The following is a 22,800-nucleotide window of genomic DNA, read 5'->3' on the forward strand; positions in this document are numbered from 1 at the left end:
GCACCCTGAACGGCTTTTCTTATTAAGTTAAATCACTTTTTAAAAACACAGTATATGAAATACATAAAAATACGAACAAATACAGTAGTAACATACATGATGCAAACGGGAATGTTACTCCATCAATAAAACTTCCATTCTTTGAAATACTATATAAATCTGTGTTTGCTGGCAATAAATATTTCGCCCAGTTATATCTAGTGGCTGCTAATAACGCAATATTGCCTGATAAAGCAAGGAATAGTGAAATACCAATTGCACCTCCACTAGATCTCGTTAACACAGAAATCATAAATGCAAACGATGCATACACAACCGTTGGTAACCACGATAAAACATAATATTTACTTGCTTCCACAAAAATATTTTGTTTTATTATATTTCCATCTTGGAAAATAAACTCACTCCATGCAGGCTGTTGGAATTTATAAATAACAAGTCCACATAAAGCGGAGAAAATCATATTAAATATAAACAATAAAGCTGCAAATATAACGATTGCTAAAAACTTTGCTGTTAAAATTTTAAATCGACTCGCCGGACGGATTGTTAAAAATTTATATGTTCCCCAGCTATATTCATTCGCAAAAATTGTACTTGCATACACGAGGATAAATGGGAGCAAAATTGGAAATACGATAAAACCTGTATCTCTCATGAAAGAAAGTGGAGAACTGCTTGCCGGTGCTGTATCCGTATCTAAATGCTTCATCTTAAGCTGGTATTCTTTTACAAGCTCATCCCCTGATTTTTCTGCTAAAATAGCTTCTTTTTTCATGCCAAGCTTTTTCTCAATTTCTACAGTACGTTCTGTATAATCTACTTTCCATCCTTTTGTTTCCGGTTCAAAATACTTTACCGTAACCCACCCTAATCCGATTATTAATACTGCAATAACCGCAAATGGAATAATCGTTCGCTTCCGCTTAAATATTTTATACAGTTCGTTATATACTAAATTAAACAATATCTTTTCCCCCTGTTAATTCTAAAAATTGCTCTTCTAACGTTTTTCTTTCTTCATATACACGATACACTTGAATATTTTTCTCAAGCAATGTACGAATAACATTTGGGATTTCTTCATCTTTTACGTTAATAATTAATTCATTATCCTTTAATAAAACATCATGCCCTAACATTTCCGCTGCTTTATTCGCATCATCTACACGTATACGGATCGTCTCCATCTCTTCACTTTGACTATGCTGAATATTTTGCGTAGCCACATATTCCCCGTGCTGAATAATGATAACTCTGTCACACATTAATTCAACTTCTGAAAGTAAGTGACTCGATACAAGTACAGCTTTTCCTTGTTCGTGTGCAATTTTTTTTATGTACATTCTCATTTCATGTATTCCACTAGGGTCTAATCCATTCGTCGGTTCATCTAGTACCAACACATCCGGATCGTGAATAAGCGCCTGAGCGATTCCTAAACGTTGTCTCATGCCGAGTGAATATGCTTTTACTTTACGATTAATTACTTGTCCCATTCCTAACAATTTCACTACTTCATCGATACGTTCTTCGGTCACATTACCATTCATTCGTCCGAAATATGTTAAATTTTCATACCCGCTCAAAAAAGGATAAAATTCGGGTGTCTCAATTACCGCCCCAATTTTCGCAGCGGTTTTTTCAAATTGCTGTTTCACAGATTGACCATCAATCCATACTTCACCTTCTGTCATACGGATCATACCAACCATCATTCTCATTAAAGTCGTTTTTCCAGCACCGTTTGGTCCGAGTAAACCGACAACCTCGCCTTTTTTCACTTCAAAACTAATATTTTGTACAAGTGTCTTTGAGCCGATTCGCTTCGTTAACCGATCGACTTTTACAATTGATTGTTCATTTGTCATTCTATACAACCTTTCCTTCCCATTCTTTGTCAGGTCTTTTCACTGTAACATGATTATTTTTATGTGTAAAATAGAAAAAAGCATGATTTCTCATGCCCTTTCTTTTAATCGCAACGAATTTTCATCTTTTAAACTTCGAACAAATCGATAACATTGCATCATCGTTATTAAAACGACAGTCATCATAATTATACTAATAATTACAACTGCATATATTGTAATTGGCGCACTATTTACTCCTTGTATCCCTGCGATTTTCATAAAGATAACCGTGAATAATTTCAAAAATAGCATCCCATTAATTAATCCGAAAACAAATGCTGCTCCATAAATGAATAATTGCTCCTGACATAATAAACATAGTACTTCTTTTCTTTTTATATTTTCTGCTACATAAGATGTAAACTCCTCTCTCCTCACTAGCAAAAGGGAGTACATCATTTTATATGTAGTAAAAATACATATGAAAATTAGTACAATAAACAGTGTGTAAAAATACATTTGAAATACAAATGCATCCCCTACTTTCAAAATAGCTCCTTCATTAAATTGTAACGATATCATAAAAAACAAAATCATAGTACTCATAGCAATCCACATAAATTGCTTCATCCTTTTGGTAGCAAATGTTCTAATATTTTTTCTCGCTAACCGACATAAAGACATAAAATTCTTCCCCTACCTTATTACATACGCATTCTATACTACTAGTGTATAAAAATATGACATTTTAAACATCGCACTACAATCGGAATTTTTTCTAAGTCTTTAGTCCTAGAAAACGAAATGATAAAAAATCACATTTAGAATATAATTGTAAAAAGGAGGAGATTGCATGCGTATAAAATTACTATCAATCTTGTGTTTATTATTACTCACAAGTTGTAGCCAAATAAAAAACAATGAAGTTGCCATTGTTGAGCCATACAAATTAACAAAAGAGCAAGCTTCTATTTTACAAATGACTCCTTTTCAAGAAGGAAATAGCATGTTTTATAACGTTACTCTTAAAAATGATAAAGATGAAATAAATGCTACAATTGATTATTATAACAATGGTAAAAAAACAAAAGAAATTGCTAATATAGCTACCTCACATTTTTCAAAAAAGAAAGTAAAGCTTTCTTTTTTACCACCACATTTCCAATTCGATAAAGATATACAAGAAAAAAGGCAGTGGTATCTGAATATTGAAGGTGGTTCAACACTTGTTCCTGAAGAAGCGCCACCAAGCGTAAATAGCTCTGCAACTACTACAATCCAATCTATAAAAAATTTAAAATACAATCAAAAAACAACTTTAGCTGCTGTAATCCAAAGCAGTAAAGAAACTGTAAGCGTTCCTACCATTGATGAAGAAACAGGTATTGATCTACTCTTAAAAGAAAATGAACACGTTTATCTATTTAGTATCGAGCTAAAAAAAGAACAATAAAGCGGAAATGCAACTTAAGTTGCATTTCCGCTTTATTGTTTAATAAGGTGTACTTTTATGGATTTGAATTAAATCCATATTCTGTTACTACTATTGCTCATCTTCTACTTCTATTCTTTTCTTCTCTCTTGCAATTTTTAAAAACTCTAGCAGCTCTGGATTACTATTCATTTTTTTGTAAGCCACTGACATTTCTGCAACAAAATTAGAATCATATAACTCTTTATATACAACTTCTGTTTTATATAACTTATTTGCCGACACGGGTATTACTGTAATTCCAATCCCTGCTGCTACAAGCCCCATAACTGTTTGATACTCTGTTGCTTCTTGTACAATACGCGGACTAAATCCAACTTCTCTGCAAAGAGATAAAATTGTATCATACAAAGCTGGCCATACTGGTCTCGTAATAAATACAAACGGCTCATCTCGTAAATCTTCTATATGTATTTCATCTTTCTCTGCAAGTGGATGTGCCTTTGGTAAACATAAGGTGCAAGATAACCTTTGAATTGGCTCTAATTCTAATAATTGTGTTGGAATTGGTGGACGTAAAAAGCCAATATCGATACGGTTATCATGAAGTGCATGAACTTGATCTGGTGTTGACAATTCATGTAATGCAACAGACACTCTCGGAAATTTTTTTCTATATTCCCTAACAATTGATGGTAAAATATCATATATCGCCGCACCTACAAAACCAATTGAAAGTGATCCTACTTCTCCCCTTTGCGCACTTTGTGCAACTTCTACTGCTTTTTCAATTTGTTCAAACGCCTTTTTTACTTCTTTTAAAAACATTTCTCCTGCTTCTGTTAGTTCAACCTTTCTTTTCGTTCTTGAAAATAATGTAACTCCCATTTCTTTTTCTAATTGCTGTATTTGTTGACTAAGTGGTGGTTGTGTCATTTGTAAACGAGCAGCCGCCCGTCCAAAGTGTAACTCTTCTGCCACAACAACAAAATATTGCAAATGCCGTAATTCCATTTTTGGACACCCTTTTCACTTTCGATTAATATGTCTAATATATTAATAACATATAATTTATATATTAGACAAATATTTTGAATGAACGTATAGTAGAAATTGTTAATTCTTTTTTACAATTTTTATGTAAAAAAAGAAAGAGGTGGTTACTGTATGAAATGGTGGAAGTTAAGCGGACAAATTTTATTACTATTTTGTTTCGCTTGGACAGGTGAATGGATTGCAAAACAGGCACACCTCCCAGTTCCAGGAAGTATAATCGGTATTTTTTTATTATTAATTTCATTAAAATTTAACCTAGTTAAAAAAGAATGGATACAGGACGGAGCAGATTTTTTATTAAAAGAACTTATTTTATTTTTCATCCCTTCTGCAGTCGCTGTCATACGTTACAGAGATACACTAACACAATATGGAATCGATCTCATTTTAATTATTATGATTAGCACTCTTTGCGTTACCTTAGTTACAGGACTTTTAACAGAATTGCTACTAAAGCGGAAAGGATCAACGCAATGATCGGATTTCTTTGTTTACTATTAACACTATTCACATATTGGCTATCAAAAAAAATGTATCAACGATGGAATTGGAGTCTACTTTCTCCTCTTCTCGTCTGTCCCATTATTTTAATTTCTTTATTGCTCGGATTAGATACACCTTATGAAACATATGAATCTGGTGGTCACTGGTTAACTGAATTATTAAAACCCGCAACAGTTGCTTTTGCATGGCCAATCTATAAATACTTTGATTTATTAAAGAAACATGGAATGGCTATCTTACTTAATGTCATTGTCGGTTCGTTTTTATCAGTCATTACTTCAGCACTACTAGCAAATTATTTTCAAATTGATTCATCACTAGAACATAGTTTAGCGCCACATATCGTAACAACACCAATCGCAATGGCTATTTCAGAAATGATTGGTGGTATGTCACAATTAACTGCTGTATTTGTCGTTTTAACTGCCTTAACAGGAGCATTGCTCGGTCCTTCTCTCATACGTATTTGCCGTATTAAAACAGCAATCGCAAAAGGTATTATGTTAGGAACGAGCGCAAATGGAACCGGTACATCAAAAGCATTCGAAATCGGTCCTGTGGAAGGAACAATTGCAAGTTTATCCATGCTTTTAACAGCAGGCGCTAGTTTAGTTATCGTTCCGCTTTTCTTGTCTTGGATACATTAAAGAAGCAAGTATTTACATACTTGCTTCTTTATTTATATATTGGTACAGCAATTCATAATCCTCTGGAAAAGCTAAACACAATTGTTCAACTTCATGTATCCCTTTCCAAGCAATTTCATGTATTAACTCATCAGGATCTTGGATTTTCATATTACCGCCTATTTGTTTAACAAAATAATAATGGACATACACTGGAACACCGTATGTAATACCCTCTTTTTCATATATTTTATTTACAACTTCCACATTGTAACCTGTTTCTTCCCAAACTTCCCTGATACAACATTCTTCTAGTGTCTCTCCCTTTTCAAGTCCTCCACTTGGGACAGACCACCTTTTTTCTTCTCCCTCTTTTCCCTGCAGTACCATTAAAACTTCATTTTTTTCATTTACACATACCGCTGCACTACCTATCCATCTCTCCATAAACATCCCTCCCCTACTAAAATTCGCCTTCTTTATTATTTTCCCCTTGAAAAAAAGAGGAAAATAATAAAACAATGACGAAAAGTTACATCAACTTCATAGACAATCCCTTCTTAGAAATTAAAAATGGAAGGATGAAAATATGATTTCTAATTATGTTGTGGAATGTGTCTTTTGTGAAGAAAATCGAAAACCTCGCCAAGCTATTGTCACAGTTCCCGCCACTACTCAGCTACTAGCCCTTGAAAAAGTGCGCGCGGAATGCAAACGTCGCTTCGGAAAAACTGTATTATTGCAAACAGAAATTAAAGAAGAAATAATTTTCGAACAAAAAGAAAGCTGACCATAAATTGGGCAGCTTTCATATCCGATCATATTTTCACATGAAGATTAGGGGCATCCTCTTTAAGGATCGGGATTTTCCCATTATGTACGTTCCATAATGGTCATCGAACAATATATTTCTATGCAATTAACTATTGAATAGAATAGGGCAAAACTTGTTCGCATTTTTAGAAAAGGGATAGGGATATAATTCAAGTAGTACTTCGAATACTCGAACTTTACACTCATAATATTAAAACAAATCCTTTTATATGGGAAATATGAATTACCTATATAATTCATTCGTAAAATATATTAATAGTTTGCTATATTAATTTTATCCCGCTATTTGTAAGCAGTAACCCCCTACTGATTATAATTTCACTTTATTCCATCAATAGCATACACCCAGCTAAAACCGGTGTCATAATCATCGAAAACCTCAAAAGCGTTCGCGGTGCATAATTTGTAAACTTCGCGCCAATGTATGCCCCTAACATGGTCCCAATCAATACTTGCAATAACAATATATAATCTAAATATCCTTCCGAACTATATCCTATCCCGCCTCCAATTGCAATCGGTAATATAACAAGCATTGTTGTCCCTACAGATTGCTGAATCGTAAGTCCCAATAGAACCATTAATCCAAGTTGAATAAACGGTGCAGAACCAATCCCAAATGAACCAGCCATCATTCCAGTAACTAATCCAAGGCATACACATTTCAACAAGTAGTTCACGGAAAACTCTTTATGTTTATATAAAGACGACTTCTCTTTGTTTTGGAACATAATTAATTTAATAAACATAAAAATTGCCGATAAAAATAACATCCCAGCTGTAAACCAATGAAGAAGATGTGCTGGTATAAGTGAACCAAATTTAGAACCAATATAAGAGCCAATTGCGCCAAATCCCCCAACAATCCCGCCTATAATAAGTGCAACATTGCCTTCACGGTAATGACTTACAACACCTGATAATGTCGTAAATGCCATTGCAGTTAAAGATGTTGCAAGAGCAACATGAATAGGAATTTGGAATACTAAAGTGAGTATCGCGATAATAAACCCAGCTCCTCCAGCTCCAACAAATCCTAATAAAATACCCATTACTAACATTGTTATAATTATTGCCACAGACTTTCCCCTCCAGTAACACAATTATCCATCATATTTATGCTTACATACAAATAAAAAGCATCCTAGATGGATGCTTTTTATTTCAATGATATGTACTTAATCTTGATTAATCAAAATAACTGCTGGACCAGCGACCACCACTCCAGCTACTTCTATCTTTTCAAATTCCTTTACTGTAATAGAGATAACTCCTTCTCTTTCCATCAATTCTTTACTCAGGACATCAGTCGGGATTGCTTTCACCGTCTTACCTCCTTTTCATTTATACAATATGATAAAGTGAAACTTTAATGAGTGGGGTTTTTGTTCGTACTTATTAATTATTACCCCTCACCAATCGGACTAATAATCACCCAATGCATCTATATATATGCATCACCTCCGCTTTCATTCCTTATTCCACTCAAAAACCTTCTCCCCCTTCCGTGACATATTGAAAAATAAAAAAGAAGCTATAACATATAGCTTCCCTCTACGTTTCTTTAATCTTTATGCACCGTATATTCCATGACTTTTCCATCTCTATCAAATTGGAAAACAAGCTGTTCGCTATCTATTGGAATAAAGCCACGTTCAGTCCCAAGATAATACAAAGTGGTAACTCCTTCTTCCCCACTTCTCGTTTCCGTTGGAGCTCCTAACAATTGGATAATTTCTTCATTTGATTTCCCTATTAATTTATATTTTTGTAATAGATCATCTACCATATGTACCCGCTTATCTGCATGATTTAACCATCTATTTTGATTAAACTTTGATGTATATTCATTTACACTTAGTTGTACAGTGCACACTATTAATGGTATGAGTGCTACTATTAAAACCCCCAACATTTGCTTCTTTTCTTCATTACGATTTTTAGAAACATATAAAATAGCCCTTTGAATCATGACTAATAAAACAAATGGTATGAATACTACAAAAATGCTCCTTACACTTAAGGGTATATGGACCATATCAATGACGAATATAAATACAATGTACATTACTATATACAAACAAAAATATACATACAAAATGCTACGTAGCATAGCGTTCAGAAAGATCTCCCCTTTTAACTCACTATATAATTCATCCGGCTAATCATTTCTCGAATCTGTTCTAATTCTTGCACTGTATATACTACTTTCCCTGCTAAGATTTCATTTCTGAAGAACGTTACAATTTGCTCCCGATCTTTTAATCTAGGTGTTTCCTCACTAGAAAGATCTATTATTTCTTTTCCATTTTCATTATAAAAATATACAACTGGTTTTACCTTTTCTTTTATACTATTAGCCTGCATTTCTTTCAAACAATTGTATAAAATTTGAGATAGTTTCTTCGCCTTATATACTGGATTTCCTTCATTTTTCACTTGTATAGTTGACGAATCTTTACCTACTATATATTCAAATGTCTCTTCTTTTTCAACTTCTTGTTGATACTTACCCATTTCATCAATCATAAATGAATATATACCAGCATTTTCTTTCGTTAAACCATGAATTAATTTCTCTTCCCATTCTTTCGTCTCAAGTAGATAAATACCAGTTTTGCACAAGATGAGATGATGGATTCGATTATCGTTTATTTCACTATTATTTTTAATAAAAACATTCGGCATGATTTCAATTTCAGCATCTAATATGATGCCTTGCTCTATGAATCCTCGCTTCATATAATGTAATGTTTCGTACGTATTCATTTCAGCGCCGTTTTTAGTATATTCTCGTAAATTTGCAATTAATTTTTGAAACATATGTATTTCGTTATTATGTTTATTTTGTATTTCACTACGTTCTTTACTATGTTGCATAGCTAATTGATTTTTCATCATACGCATATTTTCAATTTCTCTATTTACACTTACTTGTAAATCATTGTATTTTTTCTGTTCCATATTTTTTAAATTATTTTGTTGTTCTTTATGCTCTATCACCGTAGCTGCAATTTCGTTTTCATACGTTTCAATTGCTTGTTTCTTTTCAAATTCTACTTGCTGACTCTCTGATTCTAACTGTTTATTTTTATAAAACAGCACAAATACTACAGCTAATAATATTAAAACCGCACCTATTAGCACATAATTCATATTTTTACCCCTTTATTTCATTTTCTATTATTTTTTTAAAATATATCTACTATAGTATACTATGGTTTCGATATAGACTTTGTAAAAGTTGTATATTTTTAATAAAAGGCACCTCTGACGGGGCACCTTTTATTTTCACTCTATTGTACACCATACTGAATATAACTTGGATCGTAGTATATCCATTGATTTGTCCCTAAGCAAAGCCATCCATCTTGCTTACTCCATACTCGATACGATTCACCATGATGTAACTGTCTTATAACATTTCCTTTTAATGATGGAGCGTCACGTAAATTTACATTATCACCAGTAATAGTCGCCACATAATGTTTATACTGAATATAACTCGGATCATTATATACCCACTGATTTGTCCCTAAACAAAGCCATCCATCTTGTTCTCCCCAAACTTCATATGTTTCGCCACGATTCAATTGGTGAATTACACTAGACTGCAAAGATGGTCCACTTCTCAAATTCACATTATCTCCATTAATTATAGCAACCCCGTACACTGGAGTTGCATTATTAGGCGGAGAAACATTCCCTCCACCACTTGCTCCATTCCCTTTTAAAGCTTCTAATGAAACTGCAGCTGATACATCACAATTTCCTACGCCTGAAATTTGTCCAGAATCTGTGTACTGCCACGCTGTCCACGCTGTCCATCCACCAGCATCAGCAGGCGGTGTACTCGAGTATTTAGCAATCCAAAGTGGAATATCACTTAATCCGCTAATTCCGAACTCATTAATATACCAAACTCCTGTATATAACATTACATCTTTTCCAGTAGCCTGTTTCACATAATTTATGAAGCTTCTTGCCCAATTCGATATAGCGCTACCAGTTAAATTACTATTACTCGGATCTTTTGGTGATTCTAAATCCAGAACTGGCATTAAGTCTGTCTGGTTACTTTGTAATATACTCACAAAATATTTCGCCTCTGAAATTGCATCATTTTGTTCTGGACGTGCAAAATGGTATGCACCAATTAATACATTCGCACTTCGGGCTGCTTGTACATTTTTAGTAAAAGTAGGATCAATGTAATTTACACCTTCTGTCGCTTTTGCATACGCTGCTGGAATTCCAGATGCCTTCACTGCATTCCAATCAATATTCCCTTCCCAATGAGACACATCAATAAACGTAACATTTGAACTCGATCTGTTTTGCATATAAAATCTCCTATCAATTTTTTTACTTCGTATACATACAATATGTACAAGTTTCATAAGAGGACACGACATTTATGCTATAGAAACAAAGAGTAAATATATTTTGTATACAAAATAAAAAAGACCTTGTATTTACAAGGCCTTTTGCAAACTCCCTTTATTTTGTAACAAGTACATATTATAATACAAACCTTGCTCACTTAGTAATTCTTGATGTGTTCCTCTTTCTACTATCTCTCCATCATGCATCACAAAAATTTGATCTGCATCTTGAATTGTAGATAACCTATGCGCAATGGCTATCGTCGTTCTACCTTTTCGCATTTGTTGCAACGCTGTTTGAATAGCCTCTTCTGTTTCTGTATCGATATTAGCTGTTGCTTCATCTAATACTAATACTTTCGGATTCGTTGCTATAGTTCTAGCAAAAGCAATTAATTGTCGTTGACCGCTTGAAAATGCTGCACCTCTTTCTACTACTTCTGTTTCATACTGCTCTGGTAACTTTTCAATAAACGTATTCGCTTGCACAAATCGAGCAGCTTCTTTTACTTCTTCATCCGTAATTTCTTCATTATACATACGAATATTTTGCTTTACATTTCCAGCAAATAAAAATGCATCTTGCAATACGAGTCCTATTTTCTTTCTAATTTCTCGTTCTTCAAATTTTTCTAAATCTACACCGTCTATTACAATATTTCCTGACTTAAGATTATAAAATCGCATTAACAAATTCATAATCGTACTTTTTCCGCTACCAGTATGCCCAACAAAAGCAACCGTTTGCCCTTGTTTCACGTGAAATGATACATTTTTTAAAACGTCACGCTTTCCATCATACGAAAAAGTAACATTTTTAAATTCAATATCTCCATCCACAACTTGAGGATTCTCATTGCCTTTTTGAACCGGTGCTAAATCTTTCTCGTCCATTAAATGAAATACACGTGATGACGAAACAAGTGCCTGTTGGAAAAAGGACAATTTCATCATCATCTCATTTACAGGTTGGAAGAAACGATGTATATAGTTAACAAAAGCATATAAAACTCCTACTTCAACAGGGCTCTTTAAAGCATCAATCCCAAATAAACCTAGTACTAACGCAATAGCTACAATATGTACTAAATCCGTAGCTGGTCGTAAAAGTAATGCGTCTAACTTCAAAGTACGTCGCCCTGCACTATAATGTTTATTATTCACTTCTTCAAACTCTTTTCTCATACGTTTTTCTTGTCTGAACACTTGAACAATATTCATTCCTTGTATGGACTCGTTCAATTTTGCATTTAACACGCTTAGTTGATTACGTACTTCTAAATAAAAAGCTGCACTTTTCCGGCGATATAATACCATAATCGCGAACATTATCGGAATTAATACGAGAGAAAATAACGCTAATTTTACATCTAATAAAAACATCGCTATTAAAATACCTACTAAAAAGACTACATTTTTCACAAATGTTGATAATACACTGACATAAAAATCTTTAATCGCTTCCGTATCATTCGTTATACGAGATACGAGCGTACCAATTGGCGTACGATCAAAGAAACTTAATGACAGCTTTTGAACATGTTCATATACTTCAACTCGCATATCTTGAACAATCTTAAAAGCAATGTTCTGAAAGTACAATAGATTTAAATACGTAAATAATACTTTTAATAAATGAGCAACTATGTAAATTACAAATAAAGTAACGAGTGCTGATCGTTCAAAATCCCGCGGTACTAGGTGTTCATCGAGGAATTGTTTAATTAAAAAAGGCCCCATCATTTCCGTTACTGTCGCACCAACTAAAAAGATAAACGCTAAAGATAGCAACCCTTTATATGGCTTCATATAAGAAAGCAATCTACTTAAATCACTTCGCTTCTTCTCTACCATCATACGCCTCCTTTCTCAACTAAAGCTTCTAATTGCTGACTTTCATACATTTCTTTATACCAGCCGTTTTCCTTCATTAATTCCTCATGTGTACCTCTTTGTACAATTCGACCTTCATCAACAACAAGAATAAGATTGGCATGCTGAATTGCACTTAATCGGTGTGCAGTAATAATCGTCGTTTTCCCTGCTCTTTCCCTCTTTAAGGCACTTAAAATTGTCTCTTCTGTTTTTGCATCTACCGCTGATAAACAATCATCCAAAATTAAAATTTCAGCATTTGTTAATAAAGCACGAGCAATAGAGATTCGCTGTTTTTGACCACCAGATAACGAAACGCCTCTTTCCCCTACTACTGTTTCATATCCTTCTGAAAATTGGAGGATATCATTATGAATACAAGCAATATCTGCAGCTTGGGTAATTTCATTATATGTAGCATCCGCCTTTCCAAAGGCGATATTCTCACCAATACTTGCTGAAAATAAAAAATGATCTTGTGGCACATATGAAATAGCAGAACGGACACCATGAAGTGTTAAATCTCGAATATCTCGCTCCCCAACTTTTAATTCACCATTAAAATGATCATACTCACGGATTAAACATTTTAATAAAGTCGTTTTCCCTGCACCTGTACGTCCTACAACTCCTAGCGTTTCGCCCTTCTTCAAATCAAAGTGAATATCGTTTAAATGTAACAGTTCATTTTTCTTATACGAAAATGAATCAACGGCAAACGAAACATTACCGCTCGCTATCGTATGTACAGCATTTTCTCTATTTACTACATCTGATTTTTGTGAAAGAATTTTTTCTACACGGTCATATGAAGCACGCCCACGCTCCATAATATTGAACAACCATCCAAACGCTAACATTGGCCAAACGAGGGTACCTAAATATGTCGTAAATGTAACGAGATCACCTACTGTTAATTCACCTCTTACAACTAATACCGATCCGTAACATACTGCAATTAAAAAAGAAAATCCAACGATAAGAGCGATTGTCGGATCAAATAACGAATCAATACGTGCAACTAACACATTTTTATGCACAACATCTTCTGATTTTTTTCGAAACGCCTGCAAATCTTCTTTCTCTTGTCCAAGCGATCGAATCACTTTCATTCCACTCATACTCTCTTGCACTTTATCATTAATTTCCGAAAACGATTGCTGTGCTTTATGAAACCTTTTATGTAATAACGTTCCATAATAATTTGTCGAAATGGCTACAATCGGCATCGGAATTAAACTTAACAATGTTAACTTCCAACTAATTGTAAAACCCATCGCTACGAGTACGCATCCCCCAACAGCTAATGAATCAACAAGCGTTAAAACACCCGCTCCAGCAGTTTGCTGGATCGCTTGAATATCATTGGTCGCATGTGCCATTAAATCACCTGTTCGATTTGACTGATAGAAAGATGGACTCATCTTTGTAAAATGTTCATATAAATTTTTTCGTAATTGGCGAGCTAATTTTAACGAAGACCCGAAAATCATAATACGCCATATGTAACGTAATATGTACATCGTAATACCTACAATTACTAATAGTACAACCAAATTTAGTAACTTATTGGTCGTCAATGTTCCATCATTAATTTCATCTACAACGATTCCAATTACTTTTGGTGCTACAAGTTCTAAAAGTGCAACGCCGAATAATAAAATAATTCCGATTATGTATGCTCGTTTTTCTTGTTTAAAAAACCACGCTAAATTCATAAACACTTTCATTTTTTTCCTCCTCCCTTAAAATGAGCGATGTTTTCAGTTTATCAAAAATACAGAATTTTTAAAAGTTTTAAAAACTGTAACTAACAAAAAGAAAGACACTCTTAGCGAGTGTCTTTTAGCGCTTATTTCATTTGTTGCTTGTTCATTGCGCTCATCATTTGATTGATTTTCTTTTGGGAAGGTTTTTGTCCCATTTGCATCATCATCATTTTTAACATTTGTTCGTTAATTGGTGGATTTTTTTGTAAGTAATTCATCATGTATTTGCGGGCAATGAAAAATCCTAACGCCACGCCTGCTACTAGTGCTACTACGCCCACTAGAATACCTAACCAAATTGGCATATATTTTCCTCCTTCATGTTGTCTACCTTACAGTGTACTAAAACCTTTTCAATAAGACAAGATACAATTCGACATTTTTACACATATGTTCGTACTTGTTTTAGAGGATTCAGCCATCCGTACTTTGTATTTTCATAATCCATAGCTAAAAATGTTAATTCACACTTTCTTAACACCTCAAAGAAAGTCGTTTCCATAGAGACATTTCCAGAGGTATTCATACGAATATAGTGCGGTTTCACCATTATTTCACCGTACTCCGCTCCCGTATAAAGTGTATGTGTATGATGTGTTCTATCATATTTACCAAGAACGCGCAAAGCTTGTTCTAATTTATGATGAATTTTCATTACTTGCAATGGTTTTGTTATATACATCATTTGTTTATATAACACTTTTTTCTCCGAAAGGGACCCAGATTCTGAAAATCGAGCAAATAAATCAAAAAACAAATATTCACGACCAAAATAAGATTTCGCAATATCCTCTTGAATTAAATACAATTCATACGTTTTCATTTTTCCCCTCCCAATCTGGACAACCTTTTCTCTTCATTATATATAAGAAAATTTGCAATGATTGTCTGACTGCGGAGAGATAAAAAACATTTTCTGTCGAAAAAACTCATTTACATAGAAAAATCTCTCCATGCCGGAGAGATTTTTCTGAAATCATTAAAGCATTTCTTTTACTTTACGAACAACGTTCTCTACAGTAAATCCATACTCTTCCATAATCTTCTCACCAGGAGCAGAAGCACCGAATGTATCGATACCTAACACATCTCCTTCAAGACCTACGTAACGGTGCCATCCGAATGTAGCACCCATTTCGATTGCGAAACGTTTTGTTACTGCTTTTGGTAATACAGATTCTTTGTACTCTGCAGTTTGAGCTTCAAAACGATCCATAGATGGCATGCTGACAACAGCTGCGTCAACACCGTCTGCTGCTAATGCTTTTTGAGCTTCAACAGCTAGGCTTACTTCAGATCCAGTTGCAAGTAAGATAACATCAGCCGTTTCTTTCTTGCTTGCAGAAACTACATATGCACCTTTTGCTACTTTTTCATACGTATCATCTTTTGCACCTTCTAATGTTGGAAGGTCTTGACGAGTTAATACTAAAGCAGTTGGTTTGTTTGTAGATTCTAAAGCCAGTCTCCAAGCTGCAACAGATTCGTTACCATCAGCTGGACGGATAACAGAAACGTTCGGCATTGCACGAAGCGCTGCTAATTGCTCGACTGGTTCATGTGTTGGACCATCTTCACCAACAGCGATACTGTCATGTGTGAATACATACGTTACTGGCAATTGCATTAATGCTGCAAGGCGAATTGCTGGACGTAAGTAATCAGAGAATACGAAGAACGTACCACCGTAAGTTTTTAAACCGCCATGTAATGCAATACCGTTCATTGCTGCACCCATTGCGAACTCACGTACACCGTACCAAATGTTTTTACCGCTGTAATCATCTCTTGTAAAGTCTTTTTCGTTATTCATGTATGTTTTGTTAGAACCAGCAAGGTCAGCAGATCCACCGAAGAATGATGGTACAGACTCTGCAATTGCATTAATTACAGCACCAGAAGAATTACGAGTTGCTGCTTTTGATCCTAATTCATAAGTTGGTAAGTTTTGCTCCCAACCTTCTGGAAGTTGACCATTCATTGCTGCTTGGAATTCGTTTGCTAATTCTGGGTATGCTTGTGCATATTCACCTAGCATAGTGTTCCACTCTGCTTGCGTAGTTTCACCAACATCTTGTACTGTTTTACGGAAGTTGTCGTATACCTCTTCTGCTACGTGGAAATCTTGCTCAGCAGTCCAAGCATATGCTTCTTTCGTTAATTTTGTTTCTTCTACACCAAGTGGAGAACCATGTGAAGCTGATTTTCCTGATTTGTTTGGAGAACCGAAACCAATTGTCGTTCTTACTTCAATTAGCGTTGGGCGTTTTTCGTCAGCTTTCGCTTCTTCAATTGCTTTCGCGATTGCTTCAATATCGTTTCCATCCTCAACACGGATTACTTGCCATCCGTATGCTTTGTAACGATCTTCTACACTTTCAGAGAATGAACGATTTAAATCGCCATCTAATGAAATATCGTTTGAATCATAAAGCACAACAAGGCGACCTAATTGTAAATGAGCAGCTAATGAAGATGCTTCAGCAGAAACGCCTTCCATTAAATCTCCATCACCACAAATAGCGTATGTATAATGATCTACTACATTATACGCATCACGGTTATATTTAGCAGCTAAATGTCTTTCAGCCATTGCCATACCTACAGCAGTTGCAATACCTTGTCCAAGTGGACCAGTCGTTGCATCTACACCAGCTGTATGACCGTACTCAGGATGTCCTGGAGTTTTGCTTCCCCATTGACGGAAGTTCTTTAAGTCATCCATTGTTACATCATAACCAGATAGGTGAAGTAGGCTGTATAATAACATTGAACCATGACCTGCAGATAATACGAAACGATCACGGTTAAACCACGTTGGGTTATTTGGATTGTGTTTCATAAATTGAGTCCATAATGTATAAGCCATTGGTGCTGCACCCATTGGCATTCCTGGGTGACCAGAGTTTGCTTTTTCAATCGCATCGATGGATAATGTGCGAATCGTGTTGATAGAAAGTTGTTCGATTGAATGTGACATGCTATTCTTCCCTTCGCTTATATTAGTAAACGTTTTATACATTTATATGATAGCTTCCCACGCAAGATTATACAACATGTATCGACAAATATGTTGATATTTTTTTGATTTTTTATAAAAAAATCAATGTTTCCGGGAATGTATGGGCATTCAATATGACATACTTTTTCATTATTTTTATTTTAAAAAGACAGAGAATTATCTGTATATTTATACAATTTCCTTCTATTCTTACTTTTTTAAATACGTTTTTAAAAACATAAAAAAGCATCTAACTTCGATGCTTTTCAAATAAGTTAAACAATCCGTTTCCGAATCGAACTTGAAATCAAATCAATTATAATTACCATTAAAATAATACCTAATAAAATAATACCAACACGAGACCAATTCCGTGAACTCAGCGCAAAAATTAAAGGTGTACCAATCCCTCCCGCTCCAATAACCCCTAAAATCGCAGCGGATCGTACATTAATTTCAAATCTGTATAACGTATACGATAGAAAATCTGGTAACACTGCATACCAAAGTATTTGAAAACGGTTTGCTCCTGTTGCTAGCAACGCTTCCGTCGGTCCTTTATCTATGTTTTCAATTCCTTCTGAATATAGTTTCCCTAACATTCCAATAGAATGTAATCCTAAAGCTAATACTCCTGCAAAAGAGCCTGGACCAACAGCTTTTATAAATAAAAGAGCCATAACTAATTCAGGAAACGTACGAACAAAACTAAGTACAAATTTCCCAGATCCTGAAGTTAATTTTCCACTACTCATATTCATTGCCGCCCAAAAGGCAAACGGAACAGATAAAAATGCAGAAATAAATGTACCTAATATCGCAATTGCCAACGTATCAATTAATCCATGTAATAAATCTTCACCATCTGGCAAAGATACATACGACCAGTCTGGATTTAATATCCCTGTCATAATTGCTTTCGTGATTTCACCTGCTGTGTCCTTTATCCCTTCTAATGGTACTCCTGAAAAGGCCCATACATATACAACTGTAAGTGCTATTAAAATAATCCAGCGATATATACTCGGTTTCTTCGGTTTTGGCACAATCATCGTCGTTCTATTCATTATAGTTTCTCCCGCAACAATGTACTAATGTAGTCAATTAACAAAACAACAATAAGGGTATAGATAATTATAGAAGCAGTTTGTTGATATTGTAAAAATCCAAGTGTACGATCATAATATAGTCCAATACCACCTGCTCCTACTAAACCTAGGACAGCCGCTGCACGTACATTCACCTCAAATGTATATAGTACATAGGAAACAAAGTGTGCTTTTACTTGTGGAATGACTCCATAAACAATCCATTGTACCTTAGTAGCCCCTACAGCTGTCATCGCTTCTAGTGGGCCAGGGTCAATTGATTCAATTGATTCATACAACAATTTCGCTACAAGTCCAATTGAAAAAAAAGTAAGAGCCAAAATACCTGGAAGTGGCCCAATTCCAAAAATCGCTACGAAAATAGCCGCCAATAATAAATCTGGTATTGTTCGTATAAAATTTAAAATCATTCGAGCTAGACTGTATAAAAATGTGTTAGTAAACACATTACTTGCTGCAAACAATGCAAGTGGAATAGCTAAAATCGCTCCTAAGGTCGTCCCGATAATCGCCATACGTATTGTATCTAACATCGCTGTTGTAATAACTTGAAAATAACTCCAATCAGGTGGCACCATTTCTTTCAATAGATCTACCATATTGGGAAAACCGTCTACCAGTTTTGAAAATGATGCATCTACTTGTACACTACTACTCCACAGCATTAAAATAACTAAAATAAACGTTAACATATGTTTCAATTTACTCGGCGGCTTCGGTATTTCATTTGAATATATCGTCACGTCATTCATTTTACTGCCACCTCTAATAATTCGCTTTTCTGAGCAACGTCCCCATAAATTTCAGCAAATTTTTCATCCGTTGCTTCTTCTACTAAACCGTCAAAAACAATTTCTCCTGCATGTAATCCGATAATGCGTGTCGCATATTGTCTAGCCAAATCAATAGAATGTAAATTTACAATTGTCGTGATTCCAAAATCTTCATTAATTTTTTTCAAATCATCTAGCACTTGCTTTGTCATAAGTGGATCTAACGATGCAACAGGCTCATCTGCCAATATGATTTTTGCTTCTTGCGCCAATGCTCTAGCTATCGATACACGTTGCTGTTGTCCTCCTGATAATTCATCAGCACGCGCATATGCTTTTTCTAAAATATTCACTCTTTTTAACGCTTGAAATGCGAGCTCCACATCTTCTTTCGGAAACAAACCTAACGTTGTACGTAATGTGGAATGATATCCAACACGACCAGCTAATACATTTTTTAATACTGTTGATCGCTTTACAAGGTTAAAACTTTGGAAGATCATACCGATATCCCGGCGCATACGCCTTAATCCTTTTCCTTTCGCAGAAGTAATAGACTCACCTTCAATAATGATTTCTCCTTCGGTAATCTCATGAAGACGATTTACGGATCTGAGAAGTGTAGATTTTCCAGCTCCGGATAATCCGACCATTACAATAAACTCACCTTTTTGAATCTTTAAATTTATATTATTCAATCCCTTTGTGCCATTCGGATACATTTTGGAAACATTTCGAAACTCTATCACACATCTTACCTACTTTCAATGTATTATCAATAACTAAAAAACGGCAAACTAACTGAAATCTCACACCTTCCAGCTAGCCGCCATTTCACTATGTATTATTGCGTCTTCACTGTCTTTCCATATTCACGAACAATATCAAATTTACTATCATCAGATTTAATATATCCTTCATGAGAATATACTTCTTTAATGATTTTACGGCCTTCCTCATTTTTTCCAATTTCAATGAAAGCATCCTGTAATTTCTTGCTCCACTCTGCATCTAAATCCGAGCGTACAGAAATTGTATCGTTCGGAATTTTCTCAGTAAATTTCACTATTTTCGTTTGATCAAATATATTCGGATAATCCTTTTTTACAATATTACGAGCATCTTGGAATACAACAGCTGCATCTACGTCACCATTTAAAAGAGCAATAAGCGACTGATCGTGACCTTTTAATGTAACAGGTTTCACATCTTTTAACGGATCAATTCCCTCTTTTAATAGAACAGCTGCAGGCCATACATACCCTGCTGATGATGTTACGTCTTGATAACCAATCTTTTTACCTTTTAAATCTTTTACACTATTTATATTAGAGTCTTTTTTAACAACAAACTCAGATTTATAATAATCTACTAAATCTTTTGTAGGAGCTCCTGTTTCATCCTCTACTCCAAAACGTTGTGCTTGTAAAATTACATTTGCAGCCTTCTTTTCATGTGCTAATACGTACGCTGTTGGCGGTAAAAATCCTACATCTACTTGTTTAGATGCCATCGCTTCTACAATTGTATTGTAGTTCGTTGAAATACTAACTTTTACCGGAATATTTAATTTATCGCTTAATAGCTTTTCCAATGGTTTTGCCTTTGCCTCTAACGTATCCGCATTTTGAGAAGGAACAAATTGAACATTTAAGGTCTTTGGTACATAACCTTTTTTCGTATCTTCATTTTTACTTGCACTGGACTCTTTCGTCCCGCAGCCACTTAATAATCCGGCCGCTAGTACAACTGTTGTACTCATTGCAAAAACTTTTTTCAACATATTAATGCCTCCATTTTTCTTGTTATAAAATAACCTTCCGTAAACATGAAGAAATATATCACATATTTTGATACACAATTGGTTATTTACAGAATCTTTACACATTCTATACATTCACATCAAAATTCACTTCACATATTTGATATGATTAATTGGAAGATAACAATAGAAAAGGTGAGTCATATTGGAACAAAATCAAACTGTAACTTTAAACATCTTATTAACAAGCGATATACATGGCACTGTTTATCCTATTCACTACCAAGATAACTCCCCAGCAGAACTTGGTTTAGCTAAAATTTCTACTCTTATAAAAAAAGAACGTTCCCAAAATACAAACGTTCTTTTAATTGATAATGGCGACTTTATTCAAGGAACACCATTTACTTATCATTACGTTACATACGAAAAAAACAAAAAAAATCCAATGTCCTTATTAGCGAATTACTTACAATATGACGCTGCAATTATCGGCAATCATGAATTTAATTACGGGATGAATATATTAAATAATGCTGTGACTACTGCGAACTTCCCGTACCTATCAGCAAACATATTAGATAAAAACATAAACAAACCCTATTTCGGAAAACCTTATTTAATCAAACAGATTGAATCCAATATAAAAATCGCTATTTTAGGGGTAACAACACATTACATCCCAAATTGGGAACAGGCCCATCACATTAAAGATTTACTATTTGAAGATGCATTAAAGACTACAAAAAAATGGGTTTCTTATATTCGCGAACATGAGAAACCCGATTTATTAGTCGTAGCCTATCACGGTGGATTTGAAAAAGATTTACAAACCGGGGAACCTACTGAAGTGTTAACAGGTGAAAACCAAGGATATGCAATGTGCCATGAAATTGAAGGCATAGATCTTTTACTAACAGGTCATCAACACCGAGAAATTTCTCACACAATGGCTAACGGTGTAACAATTTTACAGACCGGATGCAATGGACACTCAGTCGGAAAAGTAAAAGTAACATTCGAAAAAACGAAACGTAAATGGGTAAAAAAAGAGAGCTCTTCTGAATTATTATCTGTACAAGGAATTGAAGCGGACCAAGATGTACTTTCATTGGTAGCCGATTACGAAGAGAAAACACAAAAGTGGCTTGATCAACCTATTGGAATCATTCAGGGGGACATGCAAATTTCAGATGCTATGCAAACTCGTTTGCACGATCATCCTTTTATCGAATTCATAAATAAAATACAGATGGATATAGCTAAGGTATCAATTTCTTGTACAAGTTTGTTCCATAATACATCTCCAGGTTTCCCGGAACATGTAACAATGCGTGACATCGTTTCTAATTATATTTATCCAAACACATTAAAAGTAATTAGAATAACTGGAGCTGATATAAAAGCCGCTCTTGAACTCTCTGCTTCTTATTTCACATTAAAAACAGATGGATCCATCATCGTAAGTCCTACCTACATAGAACCAAAACCACAACATTATAATTATGATATGTGGGAAGGGATTTCATATGTATTAAACATTTCAAAACCAATTGGTGAAAGAGTAGAATCTTTACAGCATAACAGTGCTCCTCTTAATACGAATGAAGAATATGAAGTTGTAATGAATAATTATCGTGCAAGTGGCGGGGGAAATTTCTTTATGTTTCAAAACAAACCGGTAGTAAAAGATATACCCACAGATATGTCTGAACTTATCGCTAATTATATATTGGAACATAAAACGATAGAAGCAACAGTTAATAACAACTGGAAAGTTATTAAATAACGATTTTTACAAATAAAAAAAGATGGGCTTCG

General features: G+C 34.6%; 24 protein-coding genes. 5 read left to right on the forward strand and 19 right to left on the reverse strand.

Annotation, left to right across the window (positions count from 1 at the left end; translation table 11 throughout):
* Window positions 1–22 precede the first annotated feature (22 nt).
* From ATL10_RS19915 to ATL10_RS19925, 3 genes are all read right to left on the reverse strand, one after another.
* Window positions 23–967 (reverse strand): ABC transporter permease, encoded by a 945-nt coding sequence (locus ATL10_RS19915; protein WP_110497377.1) that lies wholly within the window; start codon window positions 965–967, stop codon window positions 23–25.
* Window positions 960–1,871 (reverse strand): ABC transporter ATP-binding protein, encoded by a 912-nt coding sequence (locus tag ATL10_RS19920; RefSeq protein WP_063548379.1) that lies wholly within the window; start codon window positions 1,869–1,871, stop codon window positions 960–962. Before ATL10_RS19920 ends, ATL10_RS19915 begins: the two co-directional genes overlap by 8 nt.
* A gap of 90 nt (window positions 1,872–1,961) precedes the next feature.
* Window positions 1,962–2,537, reverse strand: a complete 576-nt coding sequence (locus ATL10_RS19925; protein WP_000050626.1) for a hypothetical protein — start codon at window positions 2,535–2,537, stop codon at window positions 1,962–1,964.
* 169 nt (window positions 2,538–2,706) lie between these two features.
* Here ATL10_RS19925 and ATL10_RS19930 point away from each other — a divergent pair, with 169 nt between their 5' ends.
* A complete protein-coding gene (locus ATL10_RS19930; RefSeq protein WP_001220605.1) occupies window positions 2,707–3,306 on the forward strand; it encodes a hypothetical protein in 600 nt (199 codons plus the stop codon).
* A gap of 90 nt (window positions 3,307–3,396) precedes the next feature.
* On the opposite strand, the gene alsR is transcribed toward ATL10_RS19930, so the two are convergent.
* Window positions 3,397–4,299, reverse strand: a complete 903-nt coding sequence (alsR, locus tag ATL10_RS19935; RefSeq protein ID WP_000423235.1) for an acetoin biosynthesis transcriptional regulator AlsR — start codon at window positions 4,297–4,299, stop codon at window positions 3,397–3,399.
* A 153-nt stretch (window positions 4,300–4,452) separates the two neighbouring features.
* On the opposite strand from alsR, the gene ATL10_RS19940 reads away from it, so the two are divergent.
* Both ATL10_RS19940 and ATL10_RS19945 read left to right on the forward strand, forming a co-directional pair.
* Window positions 4,453–4,818, forward strand: coding sequence for a CidA/LrgA family holin-like protein (locus tag ATL10_RS19940; RefSeq protein ID WP_000872365.1), 366 nt, complete (start codon window positions 4,453–4,455; stop codon window positions 4,816–4,818).
* Window positions 4,815–5,492: an LrgB family protein gene (locus tag ATL10_RS19945; RefSeq protein ID WP_053563808.1), complete on the forward strand. Its 678-nt coding sequence runs from the start codon at window positions 4,815–4,817 to the stop codon at window positions 5,490–5,492. The genes ATL10_RS19940 and ATL10_RS19945 overlap by 4 nt, the downstream gene beginning before the upstream one ends.
* 12 nt (window positions 5,493–5,504) lie before the next feature.
* On the opposite strand, the gene ATL10_RS19950 is transcribed toward ATL10_RS19945, so the two are convergent.
* Window positions 5,505–5,918 (reverse strand): NUDIX hydrolase, encoded by a 414-nt coding sequence (locus tag ATL10_RS19950; RefSeq protein WP_053563807.1) that lies wholly within the window; start codon window positions 5,916–5,918, stop codon window positions 5,505–5,507.
* Between the two features lie 142 nt (window positions 5,919–6,060).
* Between ATL10_RS19950 and ATL10_RS19955 the strand changes: the two genes are divergently transcribed.
* Window positions 6,061–6,261, forward strand: a complete 201-nt coding sequence (locus ATL10_RS19955; protein ID WP_000625226.1) for a DUF3903 domain-containing protein — start codon at window positions 6,061–6,063, stop codon at window positions 6,259–6,261.
* Between the two features lie 367 nt (window positions 6,262–6,628).
* Here the strand turns inward: ATL10_RS19955 and ATL10_RS19960 are convergent, their stop codons facing one another.
* The 14 genes from ATL10_RS19960 to ATL10_RS20025 form a co-directional block, all read right to left on the reverse strand.
* A complete protein-coding gene (locus ATL10_RS19960) occupies window positions 6,629–7,384 on the reverse strand; it encodes a sulfite exporter TauE/SafE family protein (protein ID WP_000974667.1) in 756 nt (251 codons plus the stop codon).
* A 99-nt stretch (window positions 7,385–7,483) separates the two neighbouring features.
* The gene (locus ATL10_RS19965; RefSeq protein ID WP_000644411.1) at window positions 7,484–7,630 is read right to left on the reverse strand and encodes a BC1881 family protein; all 147 of its coding nucleotides are present in this window, start codon (window positions 7,628–7,630) and stop codon (window positions 7,484–7,486) included.
* Between the two features lie 239 nt (window positions 7,631–7,869).
* A complete protein-coding gene (locus tag ATL10_RS19970) occupies window positions 7,870–8,418 on the reverse strand; it encodes a hypothetical protein (protein WP_098329667.1) in 549 nt (182 codons plus the stop codon).
* A 23-nt stretch (window positions 8,419–8,441) separates the two neighbouring features.
* Window positions 8,442–9,461, reverse strand: coding sequence for an NERD domain-containing protein (locus tag ATL10_RS19975; RefSeq protein ID WP_098329666.1), 1,020 nt, complete (start codon window positions 9,459–9,461; stop codon window positions 8,442–8,444).
* A gap of 140 nt (window positions 9,462–9,601) precedes the next feature.
* On the reverse strand, window positions 9,602–10,648 hold the full coding sequence (locus ATL10_RS19980; RefSeq protein ID WP_110497379.1) for a GH25 family lysozyme: 1,047 nt from the start codon (window positions 10,646–10,648) through the stop codon (window positions 9,602–9,604).
* A gap of 132 nt (window positions 10,649–10,780) precedes the next feature.
* A complete protein-coding gene (locus tag ATL10_RS19985) occupies window positions 10,781–12,544 on the reverse strand; it encodes an ABC transporter ATP-binding protein (RefSeq protein WP_000229518.1) in 1,764 nt (587 codons plus the stop codon).
* Window positions 12,544–14,295 (reverse strand): ABC transporter ATP-binding protein, encoded by a 1,752-nt coding sequence (locus ATL10_RS19990; protein WP_000862446.1) that lies wholly within the window; start codon window positions 14,293–14,295, stop codon window positions 12,544–12,546. The genes ATL10_RS19985 and ATL10_RS19990 overlap by 1 nt, the downstream gene beginning before the upstream one ends.
* Before the next feature lie 122 nt (window positions 14,296–14,417).
* Window positions 14,418–14,639, reverse strand: a complete 222-nt coding sequence (locus ATL10_RS19995) for a YneF family protein (protein WP_001123317.1) — start codon at window positions 14,637–14,639, stop codon at window positions 14,418–14,420.
* A 77-nt stretch (window positions 14,640–14,716) separates the two neighbouring features.
* Entirely contained in the window at window positions 14,717–15,157 is a 441-nt protein-coding gene (gene sirA / locus ATL10_RS20000) for a sporulation inhibitor of replication protein SirA (RefSeq protein WP_000860652.1), read from the reverse strand.
* Between the two features lie 156 nt (window positions 15,158–15,313).
* Window positions 15,314–17,314, reverse strand: a complete 2,001-nt coding sequence (gene tkt, locus ATL10_RS20005) for a transketolase (RefSeq protein ID WP_016512442.1) — start codon at window positions 17,312–17,314, stop codon at window positions 15,314–15,316.
* A 296-nt stretch (window positions 17,315–17,610) separates the two neighbouring features.
* A complete protein-coding gene (gene phnE / locus ATL10_RS20010) occupies window positions 17,611–18,402 on the reverse strand; it encodes a phosphonate ABC transporter, permease protein PhnE (RefSeq protein WP_110497381.1) in 792 nt (263 codons plus the stop codon).
* Window positions 18,402–19,196, reverse strand: a complete 795-nt coding sequence (gene phnE, locus ATL10_RS20015; RefSeq protein WP_001000774.1) for a phosphonate ABC transporter, permease protein PhnE — start codon at window positions 19,194–19,196, stop codon at window positions 18,402–18,404. Before phnE (ATL10_RS20015) ends, phnE (ATL10_RS20010) begins: the two co-directional genes overlap by 1 nt.
* A complete protein-coding gene (gene phnC, locus ATL10_RS20020; protein ID WP_098284270.1) occupies window positions 19,193–19,966 on the reverse strand; it encodes a phosphonate ABC transporter ATP-binding protein in 774 nt (257 codons plus the stop codon). The genes phnE (ATL10_RS20015) and phnC overlap by 4 nt, the downstream gene beginning before the upstream one ends.
* A 95-nt stretch (window positions 19,967–20,061) precedes the next feature.
* Window positions 20,062–21,000, reverse strand: a complete 939-nt coding sequence (locus ATL10_RS20025) for a phosphate/phosphite/phosphonate ABC transporter substrate-binding protein (protein ID WP_000915063.1) — start codon at window positions 20,998–21,000, stop codon at window positions 20,062–20,064.
* Window positions 21,001–21,184: 184 nt separating this feature from the next.
* Here ATL10_RS20025 and ATL10_RS20030 point away from each other — a divergent pair, with 184 nt between their 5' ends.
* Complete coding sequence (locus ATL10_RS20030; RefSeq protein WP_090977337.1) at window positions 21,185–22,768, forward strand: bifunctional metallophosphatase/5'-nucleotidase; 1,584 nt, start codon at window positions 21,185–21,187, stop codon at window positions 22,766–22,768.
* Window positions 22,769–22,800: the final 32 nt, after the last annotated feature.

The sequence above is a fragment of the Bacillus sp. 196mf genome (assembly GCF_003217275.1).
Lineage (GTDB): Bacteria > Bacillota > Bacilli > Bacillales > Bacillaceae_G > Bacillus_A > Bacillus_A thuringiensis_S.